Consider the following 25,958-nt stretch of genomic DNA (forward strand, 5'->3'; position numbering starts at 1 on the left):
AAGGGTAGCGCAACACAAAAATGTGCATAAAAACAAACTGAAAGGACGCAACGTGAAGTATCGGGCGGCTTTGATCGGCGGCATATTTGCCAGCCTTCTGGTTTCAACAACCCAGACTGGATTTGCACAGCAAGCAGGCGGGTTTGAACAAATTCCCAACGACCAGAGCCCGGTGACATTTAATTCACGCGTTCAGGGACAAAACACCTTTTTGCGTCAGTACCGCGATAACAGCACCGTATTTGTCGGCCGCTGGTTTGCACCGCGCACCGAAAAGGAACCAACAAGTTCGGCCAGCGATCTGTATCTTGAGACCGTTTATACGACATCCGCACCCGGTTTCCGATTCAGCACCGCAATGGCACCGGAAAAATTGCTGGCAATGTTCGATTCTCTAAAGGATCGCACCAGCATCAATGGGCAGAACTTTGTCCAGGACACCCGATATGGGCCCGTCGCCCTGTCACCGTTTGTCCGCGATGGATCACAATGCGTGACCTTTGTCGGGCAATGGGACCCGCGAACTCAAATCCAGCGTGGCAGCCGTATTCTTGGCTATTATTGCACACCGGCACAACTACAAGCACAATCTGGTTCTGTATCGCCACAAAACAACATCACTATGATTGATGCACAGGAATTTGCGGCAAGTTTGTTTGGTCAGCTCAACCTTGAACTGCCAGAAAACACTGCCGCCACCGCCGAGATCGCCGCACCAATGAACAATATGGACACCATGCAGCCGGAAGGTGAGGTAACCCCGCCCCCGACCGACGGCATTTCCATTGTCACCAATTGGCAAAGCGTGCGTGGCACCGGTGCACTTCGTTTTGATCAGCCTTCTGGTGAAGGCACCATGATCCTTGATGATGCCCAACGCCATTGCGAAGGTATCTGGCGTCATGAAGGCGGTGCATATCAAAGTGGAACCCTGCCGTTTGGCAGTTGGTATGTCTATTGTAACGACAGCAGCTTTGCCCGGGGTCACTACACCAGCGAAGCGCCGTCTGTTGTTACCGGTGATGGCAAAGACAATCAGGGACAGGCTGTCTATTTCCGCCAAGCCAATTGATTGCACCGTCAAATCTGAAACCTAATCTTATCGCCCCAACAAGAAATAATTGAACATGACTGCAGATATTCAAACCATCGTCATCGGTGCAGGCGTCGTCGGACTTGCCTGTGCGCGCTCGCTTGCCCTTTCGGGCCGTGAAGTCCTGATCATTGAACAACATGACGCCATTGGCACTGAAACAAGTGCCCGCAACAGCGAAGTCATTCATGCGGGGATCTATTACCCAAAAGGTAGCTTGAAAGCCGAACTGTGCGTTTCCGGCCGGAAAATGCTGTATCGCTATTGCGCGGAAAACGGCATTGACCATAAACGCACCGGCAAACTGATTGTCGCCACCGCACAAGATCAAATTGATGCCTTGCATGCCATCAAAGCCAAGGCACACGAAAATGGTGTGACTGATTTGATCTGGCTTAGTCAGGCCGAGGCACAGGAACGTGAACCCGCCCTTCACTGTGTTGGCGCACTTGAAAGTCGATCAACCGGTATTGTCGATTCCCATCAATTGATGGTGACGCTGTTGGGAGAGGCTGAAAATCATGGCGCGACACTGGCACTGAACACCACAGTCAAATCGGTAAGCCATGAGAATGGCCTTTATACCGTGAACACCAGCGATGCCGACGGCGAGGAAATGAGCTTGACCTGTGCTGAGCTGATTGTTGCCGGCGGACTGCATAGCCAAACTCTTGGCCGGAACTTCGTTGGCCTTCCCCAAAACACCGTGCCCGCACAACATTATGCGCGCGGCTGTTATTTCACCCTGTCGGGCAAGGCACCGTTTTCGACCCTGATCTATCCTGCGCCGGAACAGGCTGGTCTTGGCATTCACTTGACCCTTGATATGGGTGGACAGGCGCGATTTGGCCCGGACGTCACATGGGTGGATGAACCAAATTACGATGTCCCTGAAGAACGCCGCGCGGCATTCGCCAGTGCCATTCGCAAATATTATCCAGACCTGAATGAAGACGCCCTACAGACCGGCTACGCCGGTGTGCGTCCCAAAATTCAATCGCCGAATGAGCCTGCGCATGACTTCATGATCGCCGATGAAAAACTGCACGGCCTTAATGGTCTTGTAATGCTCTATGGTATTGAATCACCGGGGTTAACCGCATCACTTGCGATTGGCGCGACTGTTACCGATCTTCTAGGACAGCACAGCAAAGTTTCGGCGGCATCTTAAAGCCGCCATCTGCAACCAGTTACGGGTAAAACCATGGGCAAGGAACGCCAGATAAAGGCACATAACGGCAAAGATGCACGCAAAGCATCATCTGGGCCGTTATTGGATTACCGCCTGTCACGCCGTCGTTTCCTTGAAAGCAGCATCCTTGGACTTGGAAGTGCGATGCTGGCGGCCAGCCCATTACGTGTGCATGCCCAGCAGCTTGAACCCTTCACCCCATCGCCCAACAGTCTAAGCGACGCACCGGGTCAAGGGATCAATACCGGAAAACCCAAAGTCAATTTCACCGAAGAAATGCGCGAATACGTCATCGCCATCAGCCGTTGGGCAAAAAGCTATCGCAGTGATTTTTCGATCATTGCCATGAACGGGCTTGAACTGACCGAATATCTTGAAACCACCCTGTTTGCCGCACGCGGCACGGCAGAACCGGCCCGCAACTATCTGCGTGCCCTTGACGGGATCATGACCGAAGCACCGTTCTATGGGTTCGACCATAAATATGGCGAAGCCACCGAGGACCAGGAAACCAAATATATTCTGGGATACCTTGAACGGCTTAAGCTTGAAGGCCTGCAATATCTTGTTGTTGATTACACCAACAAACTCGAAGATATGCAAAAAGCCCGACAGCAGGTTTCAGATCTGGACGCCCTGTATTATGCCGCACCACCACCGGGCATGCAGCTTTCATCACTTGCCAAGGTGCCAAATACACCGATTGGCTCCAATCCGTATGTGATCGACAATATCCGTCAATCCAAGAACTTTGCCATGGTTCTAGACAGCTCACCTTATGGCACCAAAGATGCCTATCTGAATGCGCTGATTGCAACCAATTACGATACCCTGATCATTGACCCGTTCCATCGCGGCACCATCCCGCTGACCTATGATGATATGAAACGGTTGCGCTACAAAAAGACCGGAACACCAAGAACCATTCTGGCCTATATCAATATCGCAACTGCCGAGACCTATCGTTTTTACTGGAAAAGTGGCTGGCGTCCCGGGTCGCCTGATTTTATCAGCGAAGGCAATATGCTCGCCCGCTGGGGACAGGAACACCATGTCCATTACTGGTCGCGTTCATGGCAAAGCATCATCTATGGCAGCGAAGGCAGCTATTTGGGTGGCATCATGAAGCTTGGCTTTGATGGTGTGCTTCTGGGTGGGCTTGATGAATATGGCTGGTGGCTGGATTACTGATCCATCCCAGTCCACGCGCACCAAACACCATCCCACACCCCGTCTGCGATCACGACGATATGATATGGTTTTCGCTTAAGTTATGTAATCTGCCATTTGACGCAACCGATCTGCTTGGGCACTGTAGCGCGACGATAAAAACACGTCTGCGAAACAGGAGTCCTTCATGTCAGCCCCCATCATTCATTACTTCTTTGTGCAGTCCCCGTGGTCGTTCTTTGGCTTTCGCCGGGCTGTTGAAATCGCCAAAAAACATGGTGTGGACATTATCCACAAACCCTGCCGGGCAGGCGATGTATGGGAACATGGCGGCGGCGTGCCTTTGGCAAAGCGGCCTAAGCCGCGTCAGGATTATCGACTGGTTGAACTTAAACGCTGGTCTGAACATCTGGGCATCCCGATCAATCTTCAGCCTAAATATTTTCCCATTGATGAAACACTTGCCGCACGCACCATCATTGCGGTTCAGGAAGATGGTCAGGACGTCACAAAGCTGACGGAAACATTGATGGGGGATATCTGGTTGCGTGAACGCGATGTCACCGATCCCAAAACCATCCGCGAGGCCTTGGCATCAAGCGGGCTTTCCATAGAATATCTTGAAGATGCCGATCTTCCGGGAACCGCCAAAATTTATGACGATAATTGTCAATCCGCACGTGATCAGAACATCTTTGGTGTACCGACATATTTCGTTGGCAGTGAAATGTTCTGGGGGCAGGACCGACTGGATTTTGTCGACCGCGCACTGGCCTAATCCGCCAACAGAAATCCATTTTCATGGCTTAAAAACGAAATGGGCGGGAATGATCCCGCCCATTTCGTTTTGGTCTTTGATGTGATCAATGACCAGAATTCTTGTCCCCTTAGCCAAGGCGTTTGACGTGATCGACAACGAACCCGTCTTCTGACGGATAGCTATTTTCGATCATGGCAAGAGCCTTCAGCTCGTCACTCGCAGCGACTTCATGGGTCTGCACATCGGCCCAGCGATCGTCAAAGATGTCGTGGGAACGGTTTTCCTTGACGCATTCGCGAACGGCCTGGTTGTGCAGTTCAACTTCGAAAACGGTCTGGCGATGGTCTGTGAATGCAGACATTTCCGCCGATCTCCTTACTTTTTTTGTCCGGCGGCGCCGCCCAGACGCCGTCGTGTCCTGATCCGGGAATCTCAACCACAAGATACCCAACCGTGAGTCTACGTTTCGTGCCTTAACGAGCCGTAAATCATCCGGCTAATTTGTATTTCTAGGTTAATCGGTCCGGTTTCAAGTGTCTTTTTTTCATAGCAGCATCACTCAGAACACCACCGGCAGAGCCAATCAGCACGAAATTCACGCATCTGAGGCAGATGAAAAATAAATCGCCACTTTTTGCCTCCTAAATTGGTCCTGATGCTGTTTGGGCGTTCGCATCAAGCCGGCAAAAAGAATCAACTCGGGACACTTATTTTACGAAATCGCGCCAAGGCCACCATGCTGCACCGCACAGGTCGCGCAACAATGTTTCAAAACGAATCAGCAATGATCATAAAATTCCACGCAGCACACCGCCCCCAACCGAAACGTTCTTTTTTCGCGTTCGGGTAAATTTAAAATTGATCCGCCGCCCAATGCATCAAACATACAAGGATAAGCAGGCGTCAACCTGCACCAAAACAATCATGCTGCCAGGAGGCTGCAAAGGATGAACGTCTTTTCCGATACCGCATTTGATGGCCATGAACAGGTCGTGTTTGCCAGTGACGATGCCACTGGCCTGAAAACCATCATCGCCGTCCATAACACCCATCTTGGCCCATCTTTGGGTGGATGTCGCATGTGGCCCTATGCCAGTGAACAGGAAGCCATTCATGATGTGCTGCGCCTGTCACGCGGCATGACGTATAAATCTGCCCTTGCCAATCTTCCGCTTGGTGGTGGCAAATCCGTGATCATTGGCGATCCGCGCAGTCAGAAAACCCCGGAACTGTTTCGCGCGATGGGCCGTGCCGTCGAACAGGTTGGCGGGCGCTACATCGTCGCAGAAGATGTCGGCACCAGCCCGGCCGACATGGAACAGATCGCAAGCCAGACCAAGCATGTCGGTGGCATCAATGACGGATCAGATCCCGCCCGCACGGGCGATCCATCGCCCTTTACCGCCTATGGCGTTTTCATCGGCCTGAAGGAAGCTGTGCGCTTTAAACATGGCACAGAAGACCTAAGGGACTTGCGCGTTGCTGTGCAGGGGCTTGGCCATGTTGGCTATCACCTGTGTGCGATGCTCCATAACGCCGGGGCAAAACTGATTGTTGCGGATCTGAACACCAACAGTGTGGCTGCGGCTGTTAACGAGTTCAACGCCACAGCCGTTTCAGTTGATGACATTCTTGGTGTTGATGCCGACATTCTCGCCCCATGTGCCTTGGGCGGCGTCATCAATGACCGCAGCATTGAAACCTTACGTGCCGGGATCATTGCAGGGGCGGCCAACAACCAGCTTGAACATGACCGTCATGGCAACATGCTGCGTGAAGCCGGTGTTCTGTATGCCCCCGATTACGTGATCAATGCGGGCGGTGTCATAGAGGTCCATTATTGCCGCGAAGGCATGCCGGTTGCCGACACCAACAAACATATTGAAGGCATAGGTGCGACCGTGCGCGAAATCTTCGAACGCGCCAGGCAACAGAACCTGTCCACCAGCTTTGTCGCCGACCGCCTGGCCGAAGAGCGGTTCGGCCAGCAAAAACATGCGGCCTGAACGCTCATTTCCCCAGTTAAACCAAGCAAAAGGCGAAGCCCTGCGGCTTCGCCTTTTAGTCTGATGATATTATAATTTATTGTTTCACTGATAAAGCGGCATGGGCACAATACCGGTTTCCCTTGCTTCATCTGCATTGGCAACCGGTTCGTCAATGACCGGCATCTCGGTCGGTTGCCGTTGTTGCGGGATCATGTCCCCCGGAATGAGTTGTTCCGACGCCCCCCGTCCAGGTGCTTCTATCTGTGGGAAAGAACGCGGGTCGGATGTCAGCGCCGGTTTGCTGGTGCCCGGTTCACGCATCGCATTGCGAATACGCTGCGCCATATCAAATATTTGCTGCGCACCGCCATCGGATGCCAATCCATAGGCCAGAGGCCCATCCGCCCAAGATGCAAGGGCGACACCCTGACGGTCATCAATCTCGATATCAGAAATGCCGGTGCGCCAACGCGGATGGAGCATCAGCACAAGCTTCTGTCCCTGATCATTATGGTAACTGACCCGTATCGCATTCCCGTTATCGGTCTCGATCGTTTGATTATCAATCATGCGAAAACCGTCCTGCGACAGATCAGGCAAACGCATCTGCAAGGCAACATGCCCGGAAATCCAGGATGTGGGACGTGACCCTGTATCTGCCTGCACAGGAAAGTCTGCCTGGGGTCCCAGCAGGTCGGTCTGCCCTGACCCCGAAGGTAGCAACGTTCCTACAGTTCCAGAGACAGGCGCAGAAGCATTCATGCTTTGCCGGTAACTGTCCAGCGCACTGTGGACCACAGCATCACGTTGCCAGATCACGGCATCGGTCGAACTACGCCCAAGGTACCAACCGGTGGCCCCGGTCGCAAAAAGGATCGTTGCCGCCACGGCCCCACGCGCCAGTTGGGGAAGCCATGACCGCGACACCGGGTCGAGTGTCATCCGAAGTCGTTCCGGCACCGGTTCGCTCAGAACAGGATCGTAAAGGGTGCGGATTTCTTCGTTCTGGCGGATAAAAGCCTTCACCCGTGCCGACATTTTTGGATTGTCGCGCAAATATTGCTCTACATCGGCCTCGCGCTGCGGGTCCCCGTTCAAACCGCCATCTGCATAGGCCAGCAGATCAATTTCGGTTATCGGTTCGTGCGGCTGGTTCATTTCACCCTCCTGAGTTGAACCTTTTCATCGCCCGAATACAGACTGCGGAGCTGATCACGCCCCCGGGACAAGCGCGACCTTACAGTTCCCACGGCAATGCCCAGAATGTCCGACGCCTCATCGTAACTCACACCTTCCAGAGCAACCAGAAGGAGAACCGCCTTTTGTTCCGGCGGCAGATGATCAAGAGCATCTCCGACATCCCTGAAGGCAGCACTGCTTTCCTGACTTGCCGGGACGGAAAGCTGTGTATCGGTGACGTCCTCTACACGTATTTCTTTCTTCTGGCTCCGGCACTGATTCAGAAACAGGTTGTAGAGCATACGGAACATCCAGCTACGCACCGATCCGGTACGATGCCATAAATGCTGTTTTCGGATGGCCCGCTCCAGACAATCCTGTACCAGATCGTCGGCCCTGTCCGGATCGCGGACGAGTGATCTCGCAAAACGGCGCAAATGAGGAATCTCGCGCGTGATGCGCCACTTGATATCTTGCTGATTCGCATTTTTTATCATTACAGACCAACAACACCTGTAATGGGTGAAAAGTTCCCGAGAAATCCGCCGTTGGACACTTTTTTCAAGTTCGATGGAACGAATTGTCATACCCCGCTGTCCTTTTTCTGACAGTCGGCACAGACGCCCTCTGGACGAAAGTATTTAAAACAGGACCAAGAGGTTTAAAATGAATCGCTTCCCGAAGGCCTATGCCCTTTCAATCGCTGCTGGTGGTTTTCTTTTGATGACGGCCCCGGCCATCCATGCAGAAACCACCACCAGCACACCGCAGCAGGTCGCACAGGCAGCACAGACGGAGTTTGGCGATCAGAAGCTTCAGCAATATGCCGAAGCCGTCACGCAGATTCAGGAACTGAATGTCGAATGGCAACAGCGTATCCAGCAAACCGAAGATCCGGGCAAGGCACAGGAACTGCGCCAGACCGCCAATGAGGAAATGGTTGGCGCCATCCGCGAGGAAGGTCTGACACTTGAAGAATACAACCAGATCACCGATGCGGCGACCAACGATCCGGAACTTCGGAACAAGATCACACAGCACCTGCAATAAAGGTGATATTTCGTCTGCTCCTTTCCCGGGATGCAGACAGTGTTTTCCATGCACACAAAACCCCGCTCCAACAAGAGCGGGGTTTTGTTATGCCGACCAAAACAACATTCATCATACAAATAAAAACGCGAAGCCGCATCATATTCAAATGACACGGCAGGTGGCAGAAAATCCCACCGATCCGAAAAATATTTGGATTATGCCAGAAGAAGTTATGTGCCGCAGAGAACCTATTCGGCAGCAATCGGCCGAACGCTTGCGGTCACCGCAGCAGCATCATCGCAATCGCAATTGCCACAGGTTTTCGCCTGGATCAGTTCTGCACGCATATGGCAGGCGCATTTTCCGCATTGCGGAGCGCAGCCATGGAAGCGGAATACGTCCGCCGGACGCGTCGCCCCACCCTGCTCGGCGGCGCGTCTTACGTCTTTTTCCTTAAGGGCATTACAGATGCAGACATACATGGTGCAATTGCAATCAGTTATTAATCACGGTTGGCAAGCTCTACGGCAAATGCGAATAACTTTCAAACACTTTTAGAAAATTTAGACAAAAAAATTCCCCACAAACTGGCGCGTTTGCAGGGAATTTCCGAAAAGTCGTTTAATCAGAAGGAGATCAGACCACCTTCACATGACTAACAACGCGTGAGACACCTTTGATCCGTCGAACGATCGAAAGCACCTTTTCAAGCTCAACATCGCTTTGTGCGTCGCCCATGATATAGACGATGTTCTGCACCGACTGCCAACGGTAGTTGACCGAGCTCACACCTTTTTCAGCCAATAACAATGCCTTAATCTGACTGTCGATCCATGTATCGGATACCGACTGGGTCGCCGAATCCGTTGGAACGGCATTCTTGCCATATTCGTCTTCTGCACGATGATAGGCTTCGATCATTTCTTCATCGGCAACGACAAGATGATCATGAACCGTCTTGATACGGTTATCCTGTTTGATCAGGGAAATGACGTCGTAATATTTGCCTTTGGAATCGACAAGTCCGGTGACCATCACTTCCTGCTTCCAGATGTCGACATTCACATCCATCAGATAGGTGTGATCAACTTTGGAGAACTCGCCAAGGATGCCTGACTTGATCTGGGTATCAAGCCACTGGTCGTTGCCCGCACGGTCTTCCAGCGGCATCTGCAGTGGCCCACAAGCCGCAAGCGGCGTAGCCAGAACAGCACAGACTGAAACCGTCTTTAAAACACGGCGCCAACCTTGGTTAACCTTGATCATTCCAGTTCTCCTTTGCATGCCTTCTGGCATGGTTCACTATTATTGGACCGATCCGCATATAGTCCATTCAGTTGATACAATACGTGCAACGCAGCAGGGATCGATCTGTTCCGGTGTCTATATGTATCGCAGCCAATTTTGACCAAAAAAAGCCCAGTTCGGGGCCAACCGCAATTTATTGCACAATAACTTACATAAAGAAAAATGCATGAAAGAAAAAGGACCGGGAATTTCTTCCCGGTCCAAGGTCCGGATATTGCTATCCGGCAGGCTCATCATATCTCAAAGCCGACCTTTTCAGATCGCTTTGGATCACTCTTCATCCATCGACATGAGCGACGCATTACCGCCCGCCGCCGTCGTATTGATCGTGATGGTTTTTTCCGTTGCGAAACGATGCAGGAACGCTTCATCTGGAAGCGCACCATCATCGTCAACACCACTATCAGAAATCAGCGACAAGATCGCACCGTCGCGTTTGGCCAACAGTTGCTTGAACGCCGTCACACGATCAAGCGGCGCAACACAGGAAACGCCGGCAATGGCACCGTCATACATCGCACCAAGCCCCGTTGTTGCACTGACGACCTTAATCAGTTTGTCCGGAAGCCCTACCTGCCCAATGACATCAAAAAGCTTTGCCAACCATTTCTGATCACCTGCAAGGATCACCGCATTGCCCGCAGCCAATGCCGCCCCCAGATGACGGATCACCCGTGCCGCATCAACATCCTTGTCTGCCTGCACAAGATAAACCCCACGCCCAAGGCAATAAAGGTCGTTGGTTTCCCCCGTCGGGCCTGGCATCCGTTTCGGGGCAACAAACCCGTTTTCCGAAAGGGCGGCAAAGTCCGCGACATGGTGCGCGCCGGAAATCAGTGCATCGTTTGACGATGAACTTAGCTTTGCGGCAAGCTTTTCAAGAATCTGAACTCGGTCATTGCCATTCACCGCCTGCCATTCTTCCTGCGCCAAAAGCATTGCCTCATATTCGGATGCCGCCAGAACGTCTTTGACGATGATCGGTGCACGATCATCAAACACCGCTTCATTCTGTTGCGTTGCCGACGTTGCAACCGGTTTGGCAAAACGCTCGACATAGTGCGGCCCACCGGCCTTCGGACCGGTACCGGACTTGCCCTGTCCGCCAAATGGCTGAACACCGACAACCGCGCCGATCATGTTACGGTTCACATAACAATTGCCAACGCGCAGTTTCTGGGAAATTTCACGTACCGTACTATCGATGCGCGAATGAATACCCATGGTCAGTCCGTAGCCAGATGCATTGATCTGATCAAGAACCTTGCCCAGATCACGCGCCTTGTAGCGCACCACATGAACAACCGGACCAAACACTTCGCGTTCAAGAACGTCAATCGATGGAATTTCAAAGCAATGCGGGGCAAAGAATGTCCCGTCTTTGCATTCCGGCAAGACATCACATGCATGCAGAAGCTTGGCTTCCTTGGTCATGCGCTTGGCATGGGCTTCAAGAGTTTTGCGCGATTTTTCGTCAATCACCGGCCCGACATCGATATCCAGGAACTTGGGATCACCGATCCTGAGTTCCTTCATGGCACCGACCAGCATATGGCAAAGTTTATCGGCAATGTCTTCTTGCACAAACAAAACGCGCAGCGCCGAACACCGCTGCCCGGCAGACTGGAATCCCGAAATAACCACATCCTGAACGACTTGTTCGGGCAAGGCGGTCGAGTCCACAATCATCGCGTTCTGACCACCGGTTTCGGCAATCAGCGGCAATGGAACACCCGGACGTTTTGCCAGTGCCTGATTGATCAGCTGTGCCGTTTCGGTCGACCCGGTAAATGCAACACCGGCAATGCGCGGATCATTGATCAACTGATTGCCGATCACGCGCCCCGGTCCGGGAACAAGCTGGAATGCCGAACCCGGAACCCCTGCTTCAAGAATCAATTCTGCAGCACGGGCGGCTACCAGTGAAGTCTGCTCTGCCGGTTTGGCAATGACAGCATTTCCTGCTGCAAGGGCGGCTGTAACCTGACCAAGGAAGATCGCAAGCGGGAAGTTCCACGGGCTGATACATACAATTACCCCACGGCCTTCAAGCGGGCTGCCGTCGCGGAAAGTTTCCTCGGCACGGTTTGCATAGTAACGACAGAAATCAACCGCTTCGCGTACTTCTGCAACACCATCGGAATACAGCTTGCCTGCTTCGCGCTGACAAATGGCGATAAATTCGTCCATATGATCTTCAAGAAGATCACCCAAACGACGCAATGCCGCTGCGCGATCTGCACCGGGCGTTTTGTTCCAGACGTCATATCCTTTGACTGCGGCAACAATCGCAGCTTCGACGTCTTTTTCAGTTGCCTGAACCAGATCGCCGACTTTTTCCGTCAGCTTGGCCGGGTTCATCACGTCAATCGGCGTGCCCGACACCAGCTTCCCGTCAATCAGCGGTGCGGCATTCCATGTTTTATTCTGAATTTCCGCAAGCTTGGCATTAAGCGGCAAAAGCTTGTTGGTATCGGTCAGATCAATCCCGCGTGAATTCACCCGCCCTGCACCATAAAGATCAATCGGTGCCGGAATCTTCGGGTGACCTTTGCGCGGCAAGGCAGCAACTTTGTCGACCGGATCAGCGATCATTTCTTCGATCGGGAGCTGTTCGTCCTGAATGCGGTTCACGAAACTGGTGTTTGCACCATTTTCCAAAAGACGCCGTACCAGATACGCCAAAAGGTCTTCATGCGATCCAACCGGCGCATAAACCCGGCATGGAATGTTTTCGCCCGCCTTATCGACAATCTGTTCATAAAGCGCTTCGCCCATGCCATGCAGACGCTGGAATTCAAAAGTACGATCATTGCCCGCCATCTCAAGGATGGACGCAACGCTGTGGGCGTTATGACTGGCGAACTGACAATAAAACGCATCACGGCGCGACAACATCAGTTTGGCACAGGCCAAATAGGAAACATCGGTTGATGCCTTGCGGGTAAAGCACGGATACCCGTCAAATCCATTTTCCTGACTGAATTTAACCTCTGTGTCCCAATAGGCCCCCTTGACAAGACGTACCATCATCTTGCGACCAACCTTCGTCGACAAATCAGCCAGCCATTCCAGAACGTAGTAAGCCCGTTTCTGATAAGCCTGAACCGCCAAGCCATAACCTTCCCAACCGGCAAGTTCGGGATCAGCAAACACGTCACCGATAACATCAAGCGACAGGTCAAGACGATTGGCTTCTTCGGCATCAACGGTAAAGCCGATGTCATATTTCTTTGCCAAAAGAGCAAGCTTCTTAAGACGCGGGGTAAGTTCGGTGACAACGCGCTCATAATTGGCGAAATCATAGCGCGGATGAATAGCAGACAGCTTTACCGAAATACCGGGACTGTCGATCGGGCCACGCCCATTGGCAACACGGCCAATATCGTGGATCGCCTTTTCATATGCTTTGTAATAGCGATCAGCATCATCCATCGTGCGTGCCGCTTCGCCCAGCATATCATAAGAATAGCGATAGCCTTTTTCTTCGTTTGCCTTGGCACGTTCGGATGCCTCGTCAATGTTGCGTCCCATTACGAACTGACGACCCATAATCCGCATGGCCTGATTAAATGCCTTGCGGATGACCGGTTCGCCAGAACGCGCGATCATGCGCTTAAGCAACCGCCCCGGATCAGCCTTCTCGGCCTTGCCAAACTTAATGACCTGCCCGGTCAGCATAAGCCCCCAAGTCGATGCATTGACAAAGAAACTGTCGGAATGACCAAGGTGGCTTTGCCAATTGGCATCAAACAGCTTGTCCTGAATAAGTTTATCCGCCGTGACCGCATCGGGCACCCGAAGCAGGGCTTCGGCCAGACACATCAGGATCACGCCTTCTTTGCTCGACAATTCATATTCATGAAGCAGCGCATCAATACCGCTTTTGCCGTTGTCTGCCTGACGAACACGTGAAACCAGCTTATAAGCGCGGTCCTGAACACGTACCGTTTGCTCCGGCGACAACCGTGCTTTTTCAATAAGACCTTCAACAGCAGCTTCTTCATCTGCCCGATAGGCATCACGGATCTGCTGACGGATTTGATTTGGGTGGGGCAATTCAGTGCGGAACATCTTGTGCGCTCTCTCCCTGCATGTTGACTTTCACTGACCCTGAAGAAGAAAACCCCGTCTCTGTATTTCCGGTTCTCTCTTTTTCCGGGCCTGATGGCACTTCATGACGACAAACAATATTCTCACACCTAAAAAATGTGCTGCCATTTTTCGATAAATTACGATATATCGTCTATAAATTATGCTATTAAATAGTCATAAACACTGGCTGGATATTTAAAATGCAGAAGAACCAAAAAAGCCTAGATAAGATCGATAAACAGATCCTTCGCGAACTGCAAAATGACGGTCGCATGTCAAATGTCGAGCTATCGCGTCGCGTAAATCTAAGTCCAACACCGTGCCTTGAACGCGTGCGTCGCCTTGAACAGCACGGCTTTATCACCGGCTATATGGCAACCCTTGATCCGCGCAAACTTGGCCAATCATTGGTTGTCTTTGTCGAGATCACTTTGGACCGCACAACACCGGACGTTTTTGACGTTTTTGCCACCGCGATCCGCAAGCTTCCAGAGATCGAAGAATGCCATATGGTCGCAGGTGGCTTTGACTATCTTGCCAAACTAAGGGTTGAAGACATGTATGCCTACCGCGAATTCCTTGAACGCCTTTCTTCGGTTCAAGGTGTCAGCCAGACTCATACATATGTCGTGATGGAAGAAGTAAAAGTGCGTCCGGGCATCACAATCCCCTAATCCACCATTTTTTGTTTATTTACAGTATTTTAATATTACACAATCAGGCTCAAATTAAACAGGCATCAGACCTGCGGGGGATTACTATTACCCGAAACAAACCACATGAGTCAGGCGTACGAACATGTCCGAAGTCAGCTTCTATTTTGATTTCTCCTCGCCCTATGGTTACCTCGCTGCCGAACGAATGGAAGAATTCGAATCGCGCGTAGGCGTCACGGTCATTTGGCGCCCCTTTATGATTGGGGCTGCCTTTAAACAGACGGGTCAAAGCCCGCTTCTAGGACAACCGATTCGCGGCAAGTATTTCCGTCACGATATGGAACGCTGCGCACAACTTCAGCGGACACCTTTTAAAATCCCGGAAAACTTCCCCTACTCGGCACTTGTTCCGACCCGCGCATTTTATTGGCTTGAATCACGCTCTCCCACCCTTGCACGGAAATTTGCCAAGGATATCTACCGTGGCTATTTCGCCGATGGGCTTGATATGGCCAATCCGGAAAATGTCTTTGCCGCCGCAACCCGACATTCGATCAATCCTAGCGAAATGCGTGCTGCAGTTGAATTGCCACGTTGGAAAAACCATACCCGTGAAATCACCGACGAAGCCATTGCCATGGGCGCATTCGGATCTCCGTTTTTCTTCTATGAAGATGAGCCGTTTTTCGGAAATGATCGCATTGATCAACTAGCCCAGTGGATTTCACTGCGTAAAGACCTTGGCAACAGTCAAAACGCCTAGACGAATACAAGCATCCAGCGGGCATAATTTGCAGTCCAAGGACGCAAGATTCGTATAAAATCCAACAAGATAAATGCCGACCCTCCATTCAGAATGACGGGCGAAAAATGGCAGAAAACCTCGACTTAGGTTCTGTATCATTGTATATAGACAATTTCGGTACTAAAATACCGATTTAATATTGACGCTTACGTAAACTTACCCCATAACAACAGTCAGAACGCCAATCATTCGGGCGCACTTTGCCCACAACAAAACGGTGTAGACGGACGATGACGGTACTGAAATCTGCGGTAAATCCCCGCTCGGAAGACTTCCGCAACAATGCCGAACATATGGAAAAGCAAGTTGCTGATCTGCGCGATCAAATAGCGCAGGTCAAACTGGGGGGCGGCGAACGCGCACGTGATCGCCATACCGGACGTGGAAAACTCTTGCCGCGTGAACGTATCCGTCAGCTTCTTGATATCGGATCACCGTTTTTGGAACTTTCCCAACTTGCCGCACATGGGATGTATGGGGATGAAGACGTTCCTGCCGCAGGCATCATTACCGGTATTGGCCGCGTATCGGGTGTTGAATGCGTGATTGTCGCCAATGATGCGACGGTTAAAGGTGGTTCCTACTATCCAATAACCGTAAAGAAGCATCTTCGCGCACAGGAAATCGCGCTGGAAAACAATCTGCCCTGTATTTATCTGGTCGATAGTGGCGGTGCCAACCTGCCCCGCCAGGATGATGTTTTCCCGGATCGCGATCATTTCGGACGGATCTTCTTTAATCAGGCAACCATGTCATCCAAAGGCATCCCGCAGATCGCAGTTGTCATGGGCTCCTGCACCGCAGGTGGGGCTTATGTCCCGGCGATGTCAGATGAAAGCATCATTGTCCGTAAACAGGGCACGATCTTTTTGGGTGGCCCACCGCTTGTCAAGGCAGCCACTGGTGAAGTCGTTTCTGCCGAAGACCTTGGCGGGGCTGATGTACACTGTAAAACATCGGGTGTGACCGATCATTACGCACAGGATGATGAACATGCCCTGTCGATTGCGCGTGATATCGTCAAAAACCTGAACTGGACCAAGAACCCCGGCCTGACCTTGACCGAACCGCGCGCACCCGCCTACGACCCGCGCGAAATTTATGGCGTGGTTCCGACCGATACCAAAAAACCCTATGACGTGCGCGAAATCATTGCACGCATTGTTGATGGGTCAGAGTTTGACGAGTTCAAAGCACAATATGGCACAACCCTTGTCACTGGCTTTGCCCGCATCTTTGGCTATCCGGTTGGCATCATTGCCAATAACGGCATTCTGTTTTCTGAAAGTGCGCTCAAAGGTGCACATTTCATCGAACTGTGCGCCCAGCGCGGCATACCGCTTGTCTTCTTGCAAAACATCACCGGCTTTATGATTGGCCGCAAATATGAAAGTGGTGGCATTGCCAAGGATGGTGCGAAACTTGTTACCGCCGTTGCCACCGCCAATGTCCCGAAATTCACCGTTTTGATTGGTGGATCATTCGGGGCAGGAAATTACGGCATGTGCGGCCGTGCCTATAGCCCGCGGTTCCTGTGGATGTGGCCGAATGCCCGCATCTCGGTGATGGGCGGCGAACAAGCGGCCAACGTTCTGACGCAAATCAAGGCCGATGCCATGGAAAAACGTGGCGAAACCTGGCCGATTGACGAACAAGATGCCTTCAAAGGTCCCATCCGCGATCAATATGAAGATCAGGGTCACCCATATTATGCATCTGCCCGCCTATGGGATGACGGGGTGATTGACCCGGCCGATACCCGCATGGTTCTTGGCCTTGGCCTGTCCGCAGCGCTTAACAAACCGGTCGATGAAACCCGGTTTGGCGTGTTTAGAATGTGAGGCTGCCATGACCAATGTAAACACCAATAACATTTCCGATGCAGCCATCTGCGAAATTGCCGACACTGGCGTTGCACGCATCACGCTGAACCGCCCGGATATCCATAATGCGTTTGATGATCTGCTTATTGCCGATCTGATAGCAAAGATCGAAACACTTGATGCCGATCCGGCAGTCCGCGTGATCATTCTGACCGGTGCAGGCAAAAGCTTCTCGGCTGGTGCGGACCTTAACTGGATGAAACGCATGGCGGGTTATAGCCATGCCGAAAACCTTGCGGATTCCCGCGCACTTGCCAAATTAATGAAGGTTTTGAATTTCGCATCAAAACCGACCATCGCATTGGTCAACGGGGCTGCCTTTGGTGGTGGGGTTGGCTTGGCGGCGTGCTGCGACATCGTGATTGCATCAGATCGGGCAAGCTTTTGCCTGTCCGAAGTCAAACTGGGTCTGATCCCGGCTGTGATTTCGCCCTATGTGGTCGAGGCCATCGGGGTTAATCAAGCGCGGCGTTATTTCCTGAGTGCCGAACGTTTTGATACCAAAACCGCCCATCAGATCGGACTGGTGCATGACATTGTTGCCGGCGATGACTTGACCGCCCGCGGCGATGAAATGGCGCATCTCCTTCTGGCCAATGGCCCGAATGCCATGCATGCCGCCAAAAACCTGATCTACGCGGTTGCAAACAAACCGATTTCTAATGACGTCATTGACGACACCGCCAACCGCATTGCAGATCAACGTGCAAGCGATGAGGGCCGCGAAGGCGTTGGCGCATTCCTGGAAAAACGTCCCGCGAACTGGAGCAAGAAATAACATGCCGCGCAAAATTCTGATCGCCAACCGCGGTGAAATCGCTTGCCGCGTGATCAAAACAGCCCACCGCATGGGCATCCAGACCGTTGCCGTTTATTCCGATGCGGATGCCAATGCCCTGCATGTCAAACATGCGGATGAGGCTTACCACATTGGCGCACCCGCCCCAAAAGACAGCTATCTTCGCACCGATCGGTTGCTTGAAGTCATTGCACAATCGGGTGCGGATGCGGTTCATCCGGGCTATGGGTTCTTGTCGGAAAATGCCGGTTTTGCAGATGCATTGGAAAAAGTGGGATGTGTTTTTGTTGGCCCACCGGCAAGTGCCATCCGCGCCATGGGATCAAAATCCGAAGCCAAGAAAATCATGGGAAAGGCCGGTGTGCCGCTGGTGCCCGGCTATCACGGTGAGGATCAAGACCCTGACCTTCTGGCAGCAGAAGCGGACAAAATCGGCTATCCTGTTTTGATCAAAGCATCGGCTGGTGGTGGCGGCAAAGGCATGCGGGCGGTTGATAAGGCATCTGATTTCAAAGATGCGTTGATCAGTTGTAAACGCGAAGCCGCCAGTAGCTTTGGCGATGACCATTGCCTGATTGAAAAGCTGATTGTCAAACCGCGCCACGTCGAAATTCAAGTTTTTGCCGATAGCCATGGCAACGCGGTTTACCTGTTTGAACGTGACTGTTCATTGCAGCGCCGCCACCAAAAAGTGATCGAGGAAGCCCCAGCCCCTGGCATGAGCGAAGAACTACGCTCCCAAATGGGCAAGGCTGCTGTCGATGCCGCCAAGGCCATTGGTTACCAAGGTGCGGGCACGGTTGAATTCTTGCTTGATGCATCGGGCAATTTCTATTTCATGGAAATGAACACCCGGCTTCAGGTCGAGCACCCGGTGACGGAAAAAATCACCGGCGAAGATTTGGTAGAATGGCAGTTGCGCGTGGCTGATGGTGAGGCTTTGCCAAAATCGCAAAATGAATTGACCATCAATGGTCATTCGTTTGAAGTCCGCATCTATGCCGAAGACCCGCAGAACGATTTCCTGCCTGCCACAGGCACGCTCGTTCATATGCGCATGCCACGAGAATCCGAACATGTGCGCGTTGATACCGGCGTTTATGAAGGCGGTGAAGTTTCGATCCATTATGACCCTATGATCGCCAAACTGATCACGTGGGATGTTGATCGTAAATCGGCCCTGCGCCGCATGGCATCTGCCTTAAATGACGTTCAAATTGTCGGGGTTACGACCAACACCCGGTTCTTGGGCAATATTGCCCGCCACCCGGCATTTGAGGCCGGCGAAGTTGAAACCGGTTTCATCCCGACATATCAGAATGATCTGATCCCGGCACCGACAACCCCGGACAACGAAGCGTTGGCCTTTGCCGCCCTTGATATCCTTCTGACCCGCGACGCCGAAGCCGCCCTTCATGCCGCCCAAAGCAACGATCCTTATTCGCCCTGGAACAGCACGGCTGGTTTCCGCCTGAATGATGACAATCATCATGATCTGATCTTGCGTCACGACAGCCAAGATATTGCGGTGAAAGTCCATTATCGCGATACCGGCTATGCCCTGGATATGCCCGATGGTAGCGCTATCATCGTCAACGGCGAACATGATCAAAATGGTGCTATTCATGCCAGCTTGAACACTGTTCGCAAACGCGCGACGGTCTTGCGTGATGGCAATCGTCTGATGATTTTCCGCGATGGTCGTGCAGATCGTCTCGATATCTTTGACCCACTGGCTGCGGCCGGCAGCAATGAAGGTGCCGGGGGTGGTTTAACCGCCCCGATGCCCGGTAAAATCATTGCCGTGATGGCCAAGGCGGGACAATCGGTTGCTGCCGGCGACAAGCTTGTCGTGATGGAAGCGATGAAAATGGAACACACCATTTCCGCCCCCGTAACCGGCACAATCAAGGAAGTCTTCTTTGACGTTGGCGATCAGGTTGATGATGGTGCCGAACTGATTGCGATTGAGGAAGCCGAATAATGGCAACGCTTTCCGATCTGCCACCCGCCGTTAAAATCGTTGAAGTCGGCCCGCGTGACGGCCTTCAGAACGAAAAAACGATGATTGCCACCGCAACCAAGGTTGAGCTGATCAATCGGTTAAATGATGCCGGTCTGTCGGTGATCGAGGCCACCGCCTTTGTCAGCCCGAAATGGGTCCCGCAAATGGCCGACGCGCCCGACGTCATGGCACAGATCACCCGCAAAGCCGGTGTGAGTTATCCGGTTCTGGCTCCGAATATGAAGGGGCTTGAAGCCGCCATTGCATCCGGTGCGACCGAAGTTGCCGTTTTTGGCGCGGCATCGGAAAGCTTTTCACAAAAAAACATCAACTGTTCGATTGCCGAAAGCCTTGATCGTTTTGCCCCGGTCACTGACGCTGCGCGCAAAGCAGGCCTTGCGGTACGTGGTTATGTATCGTGTGTTTTGGGTTGCCCCTATGAAGGCGACATTGCCCCGCAAAAGGTCGCAGAGGTCGCCAAGGCGCTGTATGACATGGGCTGCTATGAAATCAGTCTGGGTGATACGATTGGCACGGGCACACCAGCCAAGGCACAGGCGATGATTGCCGCCGTTGCCAAACACATCCCCACCGAAAAACTCGCCGCCCACTTCCATGATACCTATGGTCAGGCACTTTCAAATTTGCTTGCCGTTCTTCAGATGGGTGTTGCAACAATTGACAGTTCCGTCGCCGGACTGGGCGGCTGCCCCTATGCCAAAGGCGCCAGCGGCAATGTCGCGACCGAAGACGTTGTCTATATGTTAAACGGGCTTGGGATTAAAACCGGGATTGATCTTGAAAAGCTTGCCGAGACAGGAAGCTGGATTTGTGGTCAAATCGGCAGATCAAGTGCATCGAAGGTCAATCTGGCCTTGGCTGCCCAACGAGACACTGCCGGGGAATAACGCATGACAGGTCCGTCGCCATACAGCTTCCGACGGGCCACCCCAAACGACCTCCCGATGATCCGCCGCTGGCTTTATCTGCCAGAAGTCATTCGTTGGTGGGGCGATCCGGTCGAGCAGATTGAACTTATCACCGAAGATGTCGAACTGGCCGAAATGGCAACCCTGATTGTGTCTTATCGCAATCGGCCTTTTGCGTTCGCGCAACATTACGACGCGCATCAATGGCCACAGGCGCATTTTGATCCCCTGCCCGAACAGACACGCTGTCTGGATGCTTTTATCGGCGTTCCGGGCATGATGGGATGTGGACATGGGCAGATGTTCTTAAAATCCCTGACCACGGCGTTATTCGAACGTGGCGCGCCCATGATCGGGATCGATCCGGATCCAGAAAATGAACGCGCCATTCGATGCTACGAGGCCATCGGCTTTGTTGCGGGCCGCGAATATGAAACCGCCAAGGGTCCGTGTCTTTTAATGACGCTTAGCGCGCCGAGCTGCCTTAAAGCACCCTAAGCCGCGCGTACCGCACTTAGGAATGCTTCGACCTTGTGATGCAGACTTTCGGATTCTTTGGAAAGCTCGCCCGCTGCTGACAACACCTGTTCTGCCGCCGCCCCAGTTGATCCGGCGGCCTCATTCACACTGACAATATTGGCTGTGACCTCCGTTGTGCCGGCAGATGCTTCCTGAACGTTGCGGGTAATTTCAAGTGTCGCCGCACCTTGTTCTTCCACTGCACTGGCGATGGTAGCTGAAATTTCGCTGATTTCGGCAATGGTTGTCGAAATCGATGCAATTGCCATCACCGCACCATCGGTTTCGTTCTGAATGCTGGTGATTTGGTTCGTGATGTCTTCGGTCGCCTTGGATGTTGCTGTTGCAAGGTTCTTGACCTCGGCCGCGACAACGGCAAAGCCCTTGCCCGCATCGCCTGCACGGGCGGCTTCAATTGTTGCATTAAGAGCCAGAAGATTTGTCTGTTCCGCAATATCCCGGATCAGGCCAACAACATCACCGATCTTCTGGGCGGCTTCGGCCAGACCCCGTATCTGTGTATTGGTCCGTTCTGCATCATCCACCGCACGGTTGGCGACAGAGGATGACTGACTGACCTGCTGGGTAATTTCGGCAATTGACGCGCTTAATTCCTCGGTTGCACTGGCAACAGTCTGGACGTTGGTTGATGCCTGTTCGGCTGCTGCTGCAACGATACCTGACTGACGGCTGGTTTCTTCGGCCGTGCTGCTCATACCGCTTGCCGTTGCCTGCATTTCAGTTGCCGCAGATGCCAAGGTTTTAAGAACCGCAGACATATCTTCATCAAATCCAGATGTCAGTTCGCTGATTTTCAAAGTACGCTTTTCGCGGGTCTTTACGGCTTCAACTTCCTGAGCAGCAAGCTGTTCAGCCTTGATCATGTTTTCCTTGAACACCAGAACAGCCTTGGCCATATCGCCAATTTCATCCTTGTGGTCCTGACCGGGGATTTCGACGGTTTTGTCACCATCAGCAAAGGTACGCATGGTCGACGTGATCGCAATAATTGGCCGCGAAATTCCGGTTCCAATCAACCACGCAATGAATATGCCCATCACAATGGTAGTCACGGCAACTATTTCGGAAACAATAACCTCAAGCTCGATCTCCTGAACCGTTTCGACCGCGAGTGCATCCTGCTCTTCTATGCTGGAAACCTTAACTTCTTCGATCTCTTCGGCAATGCGCGCGCCAATGACATCAAGCTGGTCATCAATAATCGTCTGTCTCTCGGCCGGATCATCGCTGGCGATCAGTGCGGCAAAAGCATTGGAGAATCTTTCCATGTCCTGTTCCGCCTCGTACATGACTTCAAGTATGTGAGGGCTCAAAGACATCCCGACAAGCTTCTTGGTTGTTTCGGCGGCTGTGGATAATCTCCCGATTATCTCTTCTTTCCCCGCGTCCGAGGGATTATTCTGATACGCATCAATGTTGATACGTGCACCCTGGAGATTTGCCAGTACGTAAGACGACTGGTTCGATATCTCGGCCAGTTCCTGATATCTGACAAAATGATCTTCTGCCCGATAAAGAGCCGTTACCGTAAGTATCGCCAGTACCCCAAGCAGCAGGAGGATCACACCAAACCCACCGAATATCTTTTGGGATATCTTGATTTTTTTGAAGAATGACATCGTACTCTCCCCCTCGGAATTTTTGGATCCATAAGCCTCCACGCAGCACACCCCTTTTGGACAGTATGTATATCCATTAGTATAGTGATGTGATTTTTTTAAGATTCAACCCTTCCTGGAATCAAATTAACCCTTCCAAAATAAATTTATAAAATACACTAACTTAGTGTATTTATCTGTTTGTCAACAGCACACCGCTGATTCGTATTTGATCCCGTCCCGAAGAATCAGCGCATAATATGCAGCGACGAGGCCGCCCGGAAAGGGGTACGAGGAGATAAAATCCAAGTGCTGAACATAAAAGAAAGGGCGCCGCAACGGGCGCCCTGAGGTGAGCAATGATGCTCTGTCCGACTGTGTAGCTCGTTAGTCAATCACAATGCTTTTTGATCCAGTGCCGCACGGCGGCGTTCGCGAAGCGAGGCAACCGTTGCGCGACCATCCCCGGTCGGCTGGTAATAGACCAACATTTCCTTCAATGCGGCGCGCACTTTGGTCAGCGCCGTTTCGCCGTCAATACTGAAGTCGTAGGAATCAAAGCCGCAACGATGCATGTAAAGGATCTGGTCGCGCAGCACATCGCCAATGGCGCGCAGTTCGCCTGTAAACCCCATGCGTTCGCGCAACACACGGCCATAGGAATATCCACGCCCGTCGGTATAGGCCGGGAAATTAACGGTGATGATCGTCAGGCGGTCAAGATCGTCTGCAAGGTCTTCGGGTGCATCGCCGGGGTTGAGCTGAACCCCCAGCCCGCCATTGCGGCCAATCAGATCTTCGCGCTGTTGCTTGAACCGGGCCAAAGGCACAATCAGGTTCTCGTCGCTTGACGGCAGGTCGTCTTCGGCTTCAACCGTGATCCATTCCTGTTCGATCACGCTGTCATTCTTAACGATCGCCATAAAGCACCTCCTTGAACGGGTCCATGCCGACACGACGGTATGTGTCGATGAACCGTTCGCCGCCATCACGGATATCAATATATTTGGTCACCAGACTTTCGATGGCGTCAACCACTTCGGCCTCGGAGAAACCGGCACCGACAATCTTGCCAATCGAGGCATCCTGACTGGCATCACCGCCAAGGGTAATCTGGTAAAATTCCTTGCCGCGTTTATCGAGACCAAGAATACCGATATGCCCGACATGGTGATGACCACAGGCATTGATGCAGCCGGAAATCTTGATTTTCAGCTCGCCAATATCGTGCTGACGATCCAGATCACCAAACCGTTCGGAAATACGCTGCGACAACGGGATCGACCGCGCTGTTGCCAATGCACAGTAATCAAGCCCCGGGCAGGCAATAATGTCGGTGACATAACCAAGATTTGCCGTGCCAAGACCGGCCCCCTCAAGAGCGGTCCAAACGGCAAACAGATCGGCCTTTTTGACATGTGGCAGAACAAGGTTCTGTTCGTGGGTCACACGCACATCGCCAAAGCTGTATTTTTCCGAGAGATCCGCAACCAGTTCCATCTGGGTATCGGTTGCATCCCCCGGAATACCGCCAATCGGTTTCAGCGATACGTTGGCAATGGCATATCCCGGCTGTTTATGTTCGATGACGTTCGAGCGTACCCAGTTGGAAAATCCACGATTTTCCGCCTTGTGACGTTCAAAATCAGCATCGTCGTCAGACAGCACTTCATAGGCCGGCGGGGCAAACTGTTCGATATACTGCGCAATTTCAGCATCACCGATCTTAAGCGACCCGTCCTTGATCTGCGCCCATTCTTCTTCGACAAGGCGCTGGACTTCTTCAACACCAAGTTCGTGAACAAGGATTTTGATACGGGCTTTGTATTTGTTATCACGACGGCCAAAGCGGTTATAAACCCGCAGGATGGCTTCGAGATAAGAGAACAAATCGTTCTTGCCGATAAATTCCCGAACGGTTTTGCCAACGAATGGCGTGCGGCCAAGGCCACCGCCAACAATGACTTCAAAACCGGTTTCGCCTGCATCATTGTAATGCATGCGAAGGCCGATATCGTGGACCTTAACAGCCGCACGGTCATTGGGCGAACCTGTCACTGCGATTTTGAACTTACGCGGCAAATAGGTGAATTCCGGATGGAATGTCGACCACTGGCGGATCAGTTCGCAATATGGGCGCGGATCTTCGATTTCATCGGCCGCGGCACCGGCATACTGATCGGTCGTGGTATTTCGGATGCAATTGCCTGATGTCTGGATGGCGTGCATCTCGACATTGGCAAGATCAAGCAACGCATCAGGAATTTCATCAAGCTTCGGCCAGTTATACTGGATATTCTGGCGCGTGGTGAAATGGCCGTAGCCCTTGTCATATTTCCGCGCAATGGCGCCAAGTTCACGCAACTGATCCGAACGAAGCGTCCCGTAAGGAACGGCAACGCGCAGCATATAGGCATGAAGCTGTAGATACACACCGTTCATCAGGCGAAGCGGACGGAACTGTTCTTCGGTGATGTCACCGGCCAGACGGCGCCTTACCTGTTCGCGGAACTGCTCGGTGCGTTCTTGGACAAGCTGGCGGTCAAAATCATCATAACGATACATCGGGTCTCTCCTTATACCGCCTGATAACCAAGGTCTTCACGAACACTCGGACCTTTGGTGCGCAGAACTTCACGGTATTTTGTCGGAACCAGTCCACTGTCCTGTTGTTCGACATCAATCAGATACGGCCCAACGATAATCACGTCGAGTTCGGGGGCACTTGCTTTGGCAAGAAGCGCATTCGCAGCTTCTTTGCCATCGGCCGTGCAGGCATCATTGATGCTTTCGCTCCAACCACCATCGGCAGTCAGAAACACCACCAACCCGTCACCCAGACGGTTTGCCGTGACAACTTGCAGGGACATTCGGTTCTCTCAGCCTGTAAATCTCTCGGGTTTGGTCCTGCGGGCGGACCTTTTCT

Annotated in this window: 23 protein-coding genes; 13 read left to right on the top strand and 10 right to left on the bottom strand. The window is 52.3% G+C overall.

Features of this window, described 5'->3' with window-relative positions; genetic code table 11:
- The first annotated feature begins 52 nt into the window (after positions 1-52).
- The 4 genes from ACQ0MK_RS09625 (at position 53) to ACQ0MK_RS09640 (ending at position 4,233) form a co-directional block, all read left to right on the top strand.
- Positions 53-1,072, top strand: coding sequence for a hypothetical protein (locus tag ACQ0MK_RS09625; RefSeq protein ID WP_430475821.1), 1,020 nt, complete (start codon positions 53-55; stop codon positions 1,070-1,072).
- 55 nt (positions 1,073-1,127) lie between these two features.
- A complete protein-coding gene (locus tag ACQ0MK_RS09630) occupies positions 1,128-2,264 on the top strand; it encodes an NAD(P)/FAD-dependent oxidoreductase (protein WP_430475822.1) in 1,137 nt (378 codons plus the stop codon).
- 33 nt (positions 2,265-2,297) lie between these two features.
- Entirely contained in the window at positions 2,298-3,476 is a 1,179-nt protein-coding gene (locus ACQ0MK_RS09635; protein ID WP_430475823.1) for a hypothetical protein, read from the top strand.
- Between the two features lie 166 nt (positions 3,477-3,642).
- On the top strand, positions 3,643-4,233 hold the full coding sequence (locus ACQ0MK_RS09640; protein ID WP_350042245.1) for a 2-hydroxychromene-2-carboxylate isomerase: 591 nt from the start codon (positions 3,643-3,645) through the stop codon (positions 4,231-4,233).
- A gap of 109 nt (positions 4,234-4,342) precedes the next feature.
- Here ACQ0MK_RS09640 and ACQ0MK_RS09645 read toward each other — a convergent pair whose 3' ends face one another.
- A complete protein-coding gene (locus ACQ0MK_RS09645) occupies positions 4,343-4,576 on the bottom strand; it encodes a hypothetical protein (RefSeq protein WP_350042244.1) in 234 nt (77 codons plus the stop codon).
- Positions 4,577-5,162: 586 nt separating this feature from the next.
- Here ACQ0MK_RS09645 and ACQ0MK_RS09650 point away from each other — a divergent pair.
- Positions 5,163-6,221: a Glu/Leu/Phe/Val dehydrogenase dimerization domain-containing protein gene (locus ACQ0MK_RS09650; RefSeq protein ID WP_430475824.1), complete on the top strand. Its 1,059-nt coding sequence runs from the start codon at positions 5,163-5,165 to the stop codon at positions 6,219-6,221.
- An 84-nt stretch (positions 6,222-6,305) separates the two neighbouring features.
- Here ACQ0MK_RS09650 and ACQ0MK_RS09655 read toward each other — a convergent pair whose 3' ends face one another.
- Positions 6,306-7,361, bottom strand: a complete 1,056-nt coding sequence (locus tag ACQ0MK_RS09655; protein WP_430475825.1) for an anti-sigma factor family protein — start codon at positions 7,359-7,361, stop codon at positions 6,306-6,308.
- On the bottom strand, positions 7,358-7,969 hold the full coding sequence (locus ACQ0MK_RS09660) for a sigma-70 family RNA polymerase sigma factor (protein ID WP_430475826.1): 612 nt from the start codon (positions 7,967-7,969) through the stop codon (positions 7,358-7,360). Before ACQ0MK_RS09660 ends, ACQ0MK_RS09655 begins: the two co-directional genes overlap by 4 nt.
- Before the next feature lie 79 nt (positions 7,970-8,048).
- Here ACQ0MK_RS09660 and ACQ0MK_RS09665 point away from each other — a divergent pair, with 79 nt between their 5' ends.
- Complete coding sequence (locus ACQ0MK_RS09665) at positions 8,049-8,432, top strand: DUF4168 domain-containing protein (protein ID WP_430475827.1); 384 nt, start codon at positions 8,049-8,051, stop codon at positions 8,430-8,432.
- Positions 8,433-8,662: 230 nt separating this feature from the next.
- Here the strand turns inward: ACQ0MK_RS09665 and ACQ0MK_RS09670 are convergent, their stop codons facing one another.
- The 3 genes from ACQ0MK_RS09670 to putA form a co-directional block, all read right to left on the bottom strand.
- Complete coding sequence (locus ACQ0MK_RS09670) at positions 8,663-8,896, bottom strand: (2Fe-2S)-binding protein (protein WP_430475828.1); 234 nt, start codon at positions 8,894-8,896, stop codon at positions 8,663-8,665.
- 154 nt (positions 8,897-9,050) lie between these two features.
- Entirely contained in the window at positions 9,051-9,680 is a 630-nt protein-coding gene (locus ACQ0MK_RS09675) for a BON domain-containing protein (RefSeq protein ID WP_430475829.1), read from the bottom strand.
- Between the two features lie 312 nt (positions 9,681-9,992).
- On the bottom strand, positions 9,993-13,796 hold the full coding sequence (gene putA / locus ACQ0MK_RS09680; RefSeq protein WP_430475830.1) for a bifunctional proline dehydrogenase/L-glutamate gamma-semialdehyde dehydrogenase PutA: 3,804 nt from the start codon (positions 13,794-13,796) through the stop codon (positions 9,993-9,995).
- A gap of 221 nt (positions 13,797-14,017) precedes the next feature.
- Between putA and ACQ0MK_RS09685 the strand changes: the two genes are divergently transcribed.
- From ACQ0MK_RS09685 to ACQ0MK_RS09715, 7 genes are all read left to right on the top strand, one after another.
- Positions 14,018-14,491, top strand: coding sequence for an Lrp/AsnC ligand binding domain-containing protein (locus ACQ0MK_RS09685; protein ID WP_430475831.1), 474 nt, complete (start codon positions 14,018-14,020; stop codon positions 14,489-14,491).
- 124 nt (positions 14,492-14,615) lie between these two features.
- Positions 14,616-15,236 carry a 2-hydroxychromene-2-carboxylate isomerase gene (locus tag ACQ0MK_RS09690; protein WP_430475832.1) on the top strand — a complete coding sequence of 207 codons (621 nt, stop codon included), beginning with the start codon at positions 14,616-14,618 and terminating at the stop codon, positions 15,234-15,236.
- Between the two features lie 272 nt (positions 15,237-15,508).
- Positions 15,509-17,119, top strand: coding sequence for a carboxyl transferase domain-containing protein (locus tag ACQ0MK_RS09695; RefSeq protein WP_430475833.1), 1,611 nt, complete (start codon positions 15,509-15,511; stop codon positions 17,117-17,119).
- 7 nt (positions 17,120-17,126) lie between these two features.
- Complete coding sequence (locus ACQ0MK_RS09700) at positions 17,127-17,939, top strand: enoyl-CoA hydratase/isomerase family protein (protein WP_430475834.1); 813 nt, start codon at positions 17,127-17,129, stop codon at positions 17,937-17,939.
- Position 17,940: 1 nt separating this feature from the next.
- Positions 17,941-19,944 carry an acetyl/propionyl/methylcrotonyl-CoA carboxylase subunit alpha gene (locus ACQ0MK_RS09705; RefSeq protein WP_430475835.1) on the top strand — a complete coding sequence of 668 codons (2,004 nt, stop codon included), beginning with the start codon at positions 17,941-17,943 and terminating at the stop codon, positions 19,942-19,944.
- On the top strand, positions 19,944-20,873 hold the full coding sequence (locus tag ACQ0MK_RS09710; protein WP_430475836.1) for a hydroxymethylglutaryl-CoA lyase: 930 nt from the start codon (positions 19,944-19,946) through the stop codon (positions 20,871-20,873). The genes ACQ0MK_RS09705 and ACQ0MK_RS09710 overlap by 1 nt, the downstream gene beginning before the upstream one ends.
- A gap of 3 nt (positions 20,874-20,876) precedes the next feature.
- Positions 20,877-21,392, top strand: coding sequence for a GNAT family N-acetyltransferase (locus ACQ0MK_RS09715; protein ID WP_430475837.1), 516 nt, complete (start codon positions 20,877-20,879; stop codon positions 21,390-21,392).
- Here the strand turns inward: ACQ0MK_RS09715 and ACQ0MK_RS09720 are convergent.
- The 4 genes from ACQ0MK_RS09720 to ACQ0MK_RS09735 form a co-directional block, all read right to left on the bottom strand.
- Positions 21,389-23,053: a methyl-accepting chemotaxis protein gene (locus ACQ0MK_RS09720; RefSeq protein WP_430475838.1), complete on the bottom strand. Its 1,665-nt coding sequence runs from the start codon at positions 23,051-23,053 to the stop codon at positions 21,389-21,391. The genes ACQ0MK_RS09715 and ACQ0MK_RS09720 overlap by 4 nt on opposite strands.
- Before the next feature lie 374 nt (positions 23,054-23,427).
- On the bottom strand, positions 23,428-23,955 hold the full coding sequence (locus ACQ0MK_RS09725; RefSeq protein WP_430475839.1) for a DUF934 domain-containing protein: 528 nt from the start codon (positions 23,953-23,955) through the stop codon (positions 23,428-23,430).
- Complete coding sequence (locus ACQ0MK_RS09730) at positions 23,942-25,597, bottom strand: nitrite/sulfite reductase (RefSeq protein WP_430475840.1); 1,656 nt, start codon at positions 25,595-25,597, stop codon at positions 23,942-23,944. Before ACQ0MK_RS09730 ends, ACQ0MK_RS09725 begins: the two co-directional genes overlap by 14 nt.
- Positions 25,598-25,608: 11 nt before the next feature.
- Positions 25,609-25,902, bottom strand: a complete 294-nt coding sequence (locus ACQ0MK_RS09735) for a DUF2849 domain-containing protein (RefSeq protein WP_350042230.1) — start codon at positions 25,900-25,902, stop codon at positions 25,609-25,611.
- Positions 25,903-25,958: the final 56 nt, after the last annotated feature.

It is taken from the genome of Thalassospira lucentensis (assembly GCF_050516545.1).
GTDB classification, from domain to species: Bacteria; Pseudomonadota; Alphaproteobacteria; order Rhodospirillales; family Thalassospiraceae; genus Thalassospira; species Thalassospira lucentensis_C.